The 5,491-nt window shown below is 65.5% G+C and carries 1 protein-coding gene; it reads left to right on the plus strand.

Translation table 11 applies throughout. The features are described from left to right. Positions 1–5,491 (plus strand): non-ribosomal peptide synthetase (locus tag UCMB321_RS10920; protein WP_157015911.1); only part of this gene is annotated, 5,491 nt, incomplete at both ends.

The following is a 5,491-nucleotide window of genomic DNA, read 5'->3' on the forward strand; positions in this document are numbered from 1 at the left end:
CTGCCGAGTGCCTTTGTCAGCCTGGAGGCCTTCCCGCTGACCGCCAACGGCAAGCTCGATCGCAAGGCCCTGCCGGCCCCTGATCGCTCGGCGGTGGCCAGCCGTGGCTACGAGGCCCCTGAAGGTGACACCGAGATCGCCATTGCGCGGATCTGGCAGGACCTGTTGCAACTGGAGCAGGTCGGTCGTCATGACCACTTCTTCGAACTGGGCGGCCACTCGCTGCTGGCGGTGAAGCTGATCGAGCGCATGCGCCAGGTCGACCTCAGTGCCGATGTCCGTGTTCTGTTCGGCCAGCCGACCCTGTCTGCCCTGGCGGCCGCAGTGGGCGGCAAGCAGGAGGTCGAAGTCCCGGCCAACCTCATCCCCGAAGGCTGCGAACGCATCACCCCGGACATGCTGCCGCTGGTGTCCCTGAGCCAGGACGATATCGACCGTGTGGTCGCCGGTGTGCCCGGTGGCCTGGCCAATGTGCAGGATATCTATGCGCTGGCGCCGTTGCAGGAGGGGATTTTGTATCACCACCTGGCCGCGGTCCAGGGTGACCCGTACCTGCAATATGCGATGTTCGCCTTTGACAGTCTCGAACGTCTGCACAGCTTCGCCCAGGCCCTGCAAGGCGTGGTGGCGCGGCACGACATCTTGCGTACCTCGGTATTCTGGGAAAGCCTCGATGCTCCAGTGCAAGTGGTCTGGCGCGAAGCGACCCTGGGTCTTGAACAGCTGGAGCTGGACCCGGCGAACGGTGAAATCGTCGAACAACTGCGTGAGCGCCTCGATCCACGCCATACCCGCCTGGATATCCGCCAGGCGCCGATGATGCGTATCGGATATGCCGAGGACCCGCTGAACAACCGCTGGGTCGGCATGCTGCTGTTCCATCACCTGGTGGACGACGCCACCTCGCTGCGCATTCTCTGCGGCGAAATCGAGGCGCATATGCTCGACCGCCAGGCCGAGCTGCCGCCGTCCGTGCCTTATCGCAACTACGTGGCCCAGGCCTGGCTGGGTGTCAGCCGCGAGGAACACGAAGCGTTCTTCCGCGACATGCTCGGCGATGTCGAGGAACCGACGCTGCCGTTCGGCCTGCAGGATGTGCAGGGTGACGGTCATGCGATCGAGGAGGTGCGCCAACGCGTGGACGACGACCTGAGCCGGCGCCTGCGCTTGCAGGCCCGTCAGCTCGGGGTGAGTGCCGCGAGCCTCTATCACCTGGCCTGGGGTCGTGTACTGGGCGTGGTGTCGGACAAGGACGATGTGGTCTTCGGCACCGTCTTGCTCGGTCGCCTGCAAGGCGGCGCCGGGGCTGATCGGGCCCTGGGCATGTTCATCAACACCTTGCCGCTGCGGGTGGCTCTGGGAGAGCAGGGCGTGCGCAGCGGTCTCAAGGCCACCCATGCCCGACTCAGCGGGCTGCTGGCCCACGAGCATGCGTCGCTGGTGCTGGCACAACGCTGCAGCGGCGTGGCCGCTTCGACGCCGCTGTTCAGTTCCTTGCTCAACTATCGGCAGATCGGCGATACCAGCGTGACCGACCAGGCGCTGGCCGCCTGGGAAGGCATCCAGGCGCTGGACGGCGAAGAGCGCACCAACTACCCGCTGACCCTGTCGGTGGACGATCTGGGCGAAGGTTTCAACCTGACCGTCATGGCCGAAGGGCGGATCGGTGCCGAGCGGGTCTGCGGTTATATGCACTGCGCCCTGGAAAACCTGGTGCAGGCCCTGGAGCAGGCACCGGACACGGCGTTGGGCGCGGTCAATATTTTGCCGCCGGGCGAGCGCCAGCAATTGCTGGAAAGCTGGAACACCCCCCATGCGCTGTATGCCGATGACGCCTTGATTCACCGCACTTTCGAAGCCTGGGTGGTGGCGCAACCGGACGCCGTGGCGCTGCAATATGAAGAGCGCACGCTGACCTACGGCGAACTGAATGCCCGTGCCAACCAGGTGGCCCATCACTTGCTGGGGTTGGGTGTGCGTCCGGATGACCGGGTGGCGATCTGTGTCGAGCGTGGTCTGGAGATGATTGTCGGCCTGCTGGGTATCCTTAAAGCCGGCGCCGGCTACGTGCCGATCGACCCGGCCTATCCGGCCGAGCGTATCGCCTACCAGTTGCAGGACAGCGCCCCGGTGGCGGTGTTGGCCGATGCCGCCGGCCTGGCGCTGCTGGGCAGCTTTGACGGCGCCCGGGTCGATCTGCGCAGCCCGGCGCTGCTGGCCCAGTCGAGCACCAATCCACGGCTGAGCGGACTCAGCCCGCATCACCTGGCCTATGTCATCTATACCTCCGGCTCAACCGGCCTGCCCAAGGGGGTGATGGTCGAGCACCGCAATGTCGCGCGGCTGTTCTCGGCGACCCAGAGCTGGTTCGAATTCAATGAGCAGGATGTCTGGGCCTTGTTCCACTCGTTCGCCTTCGACTTCTCGGTCTGGGAAATCTGGGGCGCGCTGCTGCATGGCGGGCGTTTGCTGGTGGTGCCGCAGTTGGTCAGCCGTTCGCCGCAAGACTGCTACGCACTGCTGTGCAACGCCGGGGTGACGGTGCTCAACCAGACCCCGAGCGCGTTCCGCCAGTTGCTCAACGCCCAGGGCGAGAGTGATCTGCGGCATTCCCTGCGCCAGGTGATTTTCGGTGGCGAAGCCCTGGAGACCGGGATTCTCAAACCGTGGTACGCCCGGGTGGCCAACGCCGGCACCCAACTGGTGAATATGTACGGCATTACCGAAACCACGGTGCATGTGACCTACTGCCCATTGGTGGCGGCGGATGCGCAGCGGGCGGGCGTCAGCCCTATCGGCGTACGCATTCCCGACTTGCAGTTGTATGTACTCGACAGCCGCCGCGAGCCGGTACCGGTGGGCGTGGTCGGCGAGCTGTATGTCGGCGGTGCCGGGGTTGCACGGGGCTATCTGAACCGTGCCGAACTGACCGCCGAGCGTTTCCTGCCGAACCCGTTCAGCAAGGATCCCCAGGCGCGGTTGTACAAGACCGGCGACCTGGGTCGCTGGCTGGCCGATGGCAGCCTCGATTACCTGGGCCGCAACGACGACCAGGTGAAGATCCGCGGCTTCCGTATCGAGTTGGGCGAGATCGAAGCGGCGCTGGCGGCTTGCGAAGGTGTCCGCGAGGCGGTGGTGCTGGCCCGCGAAGACGAACCGGGGGACAAACGCCTGGTGGCCTATGTGATCGCCGCGCCGGACCGGGAAGTGGTGGCCGCCGAGCTGCGTGCCCAGCTATTGCTGTCCCTGGCCGACTATATGGTGCCGAGTGCCTTCGTGGCCCTGGAAGCCTTCCCGCTGACCACTAACGGCAAGCTGAATCGCAAGGCGCTGCCGGCGCCGGATGCGCAGGCCCTGGTACGACGTGACTACGCGGCACCCGAAGGTGCGGTGGAAATCGCCATCGCGCAGATCTGGGAGTCCTTGCTGCAACTGCCGCAGGTGGGTCGCCATGACCACTTCTTCGAACTGGGCGGGCATTCGTTGCTGGCGGTGAAGTTGATCGAGCGCATGCGCCAGGTCGGCCTGGCTGCCGATGTGCGGGTGCTGTTCAGCCAGCCGACCCTGGCGGCCTTGGCCGCGGCGGTGGGTGGGCACCAGGACGTGCGGGTGCCGGACAACCTGATCGTCCCGGGCTGTGAACGTATTACCCCGGACATGCTGCCCCTGGCCGATCTGGACCAGGCGGCCATCGATCGCATTGTGACCAGCGTGCCGGGCGGTGTGGCCAATGTGCAGGATATCTACGCCCTGGCGCCGTTGCAGGAAGGGATTCTTTATCACCACCTGGCGGCCCATGAGGGTGATCCCTATGTCCTGCAGATGCTGTTCGCCTTCGACAATCGCGAGCGCCTGGGTGGTTTCGCCCAGGCCTTGCAGAGCGTGATCGAGCGCCATGACATCCTGCGTACCAGCGTGGTCTGGGAGGGACTGGACCAGCCGGTGCAGGTGGTCTGGCGCACTGCGCAACTGGGGCTGGAAGAGGTAACGGTCGATCCGGCTGCGGGTGACGTGCTGGAACACCTGCACGAGCGCTTCGACCCGCGCCATTACCGTCTGGATATCGGCCAGGCGCCGCTGATGCGCATTGCCTATGCACAGGACATGGCCAACCAGCGCTGGGTCGGGATATTGTTGTTCCATCACATAGCCCTGGACCACACCGCACTGGAAGTGGTGGTGCAGGAAATGCAGGCCTGTCTGCAAGGACTGGGCGGGCAATTGCCGGCGCCGGTGCCGTATCGCAACCACGTGGCCCAGGCACGCCTGGGGGTCAGCCAGCAGGAACATGAAGGGTTTTTCCGCGAGCTGCTTGGCGATATCGACGAGCCGACACTGCCTTACGGCATCCAGGACGTGCAGGGTGACGGCAGCGGTGTCGACGAAATCCACCAACTGCTGGACAGCGGCCTGAGCCGGCGTCTGCGCAGCCGTGCGCGGCAACTGGGGGTCAGTGCCGCGAGCCTGGTGCACCTGGCCTGGGCCCAGGTGGTGGGCCGGGTGTCGGGCCGTGAGGAAGTGGTCTTCGGCACCGTGCTGATGGGCCGGATGCAAGGCGGCGAGGGTAGCGACCGGGCCCTGGGCATGTTTATCAATACCTTGCCGCTGCGCCTGAGCGTCGGTGCCCAGGGCGCACTGGCCGGGGTCAAGGCGACCCATGGGCGGCTGTCGGCCCTGCTCGGGCACGAGCATGCCTCGTTGTCCCTGGCCCAGCGTTGCAGTGGCGTACCGAGTTCGTTGCCGCTGTTCAGCAGCTTGCTGAACTATCGCCACAGCACCGGCGGTGTAGCCTCGTCCGAAACGTTGTCGGTCTGGCAGGGCATCCAGACCCTGAGCATGGAGGAGCGGACCAACTATCCGTTGTGCCTGAACGTCGATGACCTGGGCGACGACTTTATGCTCAACATCCAGGCCGTGGGACAGATCAGTGCCGAGCGGGTTGGCGGTTATATGCAGGCTGCCCTGGCGAGCCTGGTGGAAGCATTGGAACACCGACCGCAGGCCGCGCTGAACAGCCTGTCGATCCTGCCGGACGATGAACGCGAGCAGTTGCTCGAAGACTGGAACCAGCCAGGCAAGGTCTATGCCGCCGATGCGTTGATCCATCAGCAATTCGAAGCCCGTGCCGCCGAGCGGCCGGAGGCCGTGGCGCTGGTGTATCAGGAGCACAGCCTGAGCTACGGCGAACTCAACGCCCGGGCCAACCAGGTTGCCCATCGCCTGCTGGCCCTGGGCGTGCGCCCGGACGATCGGGTGGCGATCTGCGTCGAGCGAGGCCCTGCGATGATCATCGGCCTGCTGGGCATCCTCAAGTCCGGCGCCGGTTATGTCCCGCTGGACCCGGCCTATCCCCGCGAGCGCCTGGCCTACACCCTCGGCGACAGCGCTCCGGTGGCCTTGCTCAGCCAGCACTTGGTGCAGGGAGCCTTGCCGGCGGTGCAGGTGCCGGTCATCAATCTCGACGATGCGGATCTGCAGGACGAATCCGTGC

This window comes from Pseudomonas batumici (assembly GCF_000820515.1).
In the GTDB taxonomy this organism is placed as follows: Bacteria; Pseudomonadota; Gammaproteobacteria; order Pseudomonadales; family Pseudomonadaceae; genus Aquipseudomonas; species Aquipseudomonas batumici.